Origin of the sequence: Klebsiella sp. HN106 (assembly GCF_051209435.1) — a bacterium.
In the GTDB taxonomy this organism is placed as follows: domain Bacteria; phylum Pseudomonadota; class Gammaproteobacteria; order Enterobacterales; family Enterobacteriaceae; genus Klebsiella; species Klebsiella oxytoca.
The window spans coordinates 1-1,922 of record NZ_JBLURD010000053.1; the positions used below are offsets into that span (position 1 = coordinate 1).

The 1,922-nt window shown below is 46.7% G+C and carries 3 protein-coding genes and 1 pseudogene; 2 read left to right on the forward strand and 2 right to left on the reverse strand.

What is annotated here, in order from left to right; translation table 11 throughout:
* Both ACSIPU_RS30180 and ACSIPU_RS30185 read left to right on the forward strand, forming a co-directional pair.
* Positions 1-285: DUF4942 domain-containing protein (locus ACSIPU_RS30180; protein WP_435322461.1), on the forward strand; the 285-nt coding region annotated here is incomplete at its 5' end.
* Positions 282-1,487, forward strand: a complete 1,206-nt coding sequence (locus ACSIPU_RS30185; RefSeq protein ID WP_001371952.1) for a hypothetical protein — start codon at positions 282-284, stop codon at positions 1,485-1,487. The genes ACSIPU_RS30180 and ACSIPU_RS30185, both read left to right, overlap by 4 nt.
* Before the next feature lie 63 nt (positions 1,488-1,550).
* On the opposite strand, the gene ACSIPU_RS30190 is transcribed toward ACSIPU_RS30185, so the two are convergent.
* Together ACSIPU_RS30190 and ACSIPU_RS30195 are read right to left on the reverse strand one after the other, a co-directional pair.
* The gene (locus ACSIPU_RS30190; RefSeq protein WP_000121164.1) at positions 1,551-1,754 is read right to left on the reverse strand and encodes a hypothetical protein; all 204 of its coding nucleotides are present in this window, start codon (positions 1,752-1,754) and stop codon (positions 1,551-1,553) included.
* A gap of 12 nt (positions 1,755-1,766) precedes the next feature.
* Positions 1,767-1,922: pseudogene (locus tag ACSIPU_RS30195) on the reverse strand (DUF1173 family protein); the annotation flags it as partial.

A 1,922-nucleotide genomic window follows, 5' to 3' on the forward strand; every position in this document is an offset into this window, starting at 1 on the left:
CAGGACAATCACTTTTGTTTACGCGACTTTGAGAATATTGTATGCATCTGTTCTGATACTCCAACACCTGCAACCGGCGGTGGGCTGAGTATGGTCGACAGGCTGACGGCCATGAGAAATACAGATTTCACAGGCGAGGTCTGCGATGAGAATGGCTGGCGGTGTCGCCTGTTTGAGAATGGAAACGTTCATATTTGTATCGACAGTATCTCGCTTCTGAATGCTCTGAACGATCTTATCAGCATATATTTTGCAAACCAGCTTCCGGCCGCAGGAAAAAAATGATGATCGAAAACGATAAAGAAAAAAGCCTGAACGATGCTACCTCGCCAGAGGTGCAGAATGACATCCGCAGCGAATCCACAGAAAAATCAAAGGAAATGGGTCGTTCAAGGTACTCATCTATTGCGATGATCGATTACTTCAATGCAATCGAACGTCTGTGCGAAGAGAAAAAAATTAACCCGGAAAATATCGATCTGAGCTTCAAAGTTCACTGGCTCAGAAACGCTGTTGGCGGCTCGTTTGCAAGGTCACAGGAGATGTTCGCTGAGTACCAGAAGTATGTTAAAGAGGTTCCTGAAGAGGCCCGTTACCTGGATATACCCGATGAGGTGAAGGTTGCACTCGGCGATATTATCTCGTACATCACCTGGCACTACCGTAGAAGCTATACCGCAATACAGAGTGATAGTGTTAAAAAAGCTGAAGCACGTAGCATGCAGCTGGAGGAGGAGGTAACGCAGCTTTTACAGCGGCTTGAGCAAAGCGCTACCGATATGGATGAGCTGAAACTTGAGAATCAGGCGCTACAGGGTCGATTAGAGATCCGGGACAGTACCGTCAAGGAGTTAGAAACAAGGCTGAATGTTGCCGAAGCAGAACTAGAAACCTGCCATCACCAGTTAGATAGCACACGGCATGAATTAAGCCTCGCACAGCAGTCAAATGACTCACTCTCCCAGCAACTGGCTGAACGTAAAACAGAGATCGCTGGTCACCTTGAATATCAAAAAAAGCTGAACGAAGAGATCAACACTCAGCGTTCTGATAATGCCGGTCTTTCCAGACAATGCGACCAGTTAAGTCAGACTGTGTCAGATACAAAGGCAGAGAGGGACAGGTTTGAACAGGAATTGATTGCTGCACAGAACCTCTGTGCTGAGCTGAAAAGTGCACTGTCCGGGAAGGAGGGTGACCTGGTGGCGGTGAATGCCGAGCTTACTGAACTCCATAAACTAAACGAGTCGCTGAGCGCCGACCTGAAAAAAGTAACTTTGGTCAGCCAGGGCTATGAAGCGGAAGTGGCTGAACAAAGCAGTGAATTAAAAACGCTCCAGTCCAAAGTAATGAAGCTGGAAGCTACCCTGGAGGCAGAGAAAACAATCTCAGAATCCCTGAAAGGCACCATTGATACATTGACTGGTGCAATGGCAGGGGGAGGTACTGGAAAGTCAAAACAGCCGCGTAGTAGAAAAACATCATGATAAATGAAGCCAGGTTGATAGACTTCTCTGCATCCCCTGGCACAGTAGACCTTCTGCGGACATTCAGCCCGTCCGCAGGAGTTTTCGTCCTTCAGTCAACAAATGCACTACCTTTTTTGAGTCTCCACTTTCCAGTGCAGAAAACACGTTACCGATTTTACCAACAGCTTGTATCTGAGTGATAACCCCAGTCTTGTAATCATCAAGGATCCCTGACAGGAAAGCGTTCAGTTTTGTCTGTTCGCTTAGTGAAAGCATGTATGACATTTTTTCTCCATTTTAAGCAGGTGTGCCAGTTGAAAGAGGTTTACGTGATTCTGGAAAATGAGGCAGCACCATAGTTTCAGATGCTGTGGTCGCATCCCAGTGCCACCATCCATAAGGCCCATATTCACGGTTGTAATAATCTTTTTTGAGTTGCTTTCGGGCCAGATA

Bases quoted from the DNA above. Each gene is read 5' to 3' on its own strand.
- ACSIPU_RS30190 (WP_000121164.1), bottom strand. From the start codon at position 1,754: ATGTCATACATGCTTTCACTAAGCGAACAGACAAAACTGAACGCTTTC.
- ACSIPU_RS30185 (WP_001371952.1), top strand. From the start codon at position 282: ATGATGATCGAAAACGATAAAGAAAAAAGCCTGAACGATGCTACCTCG.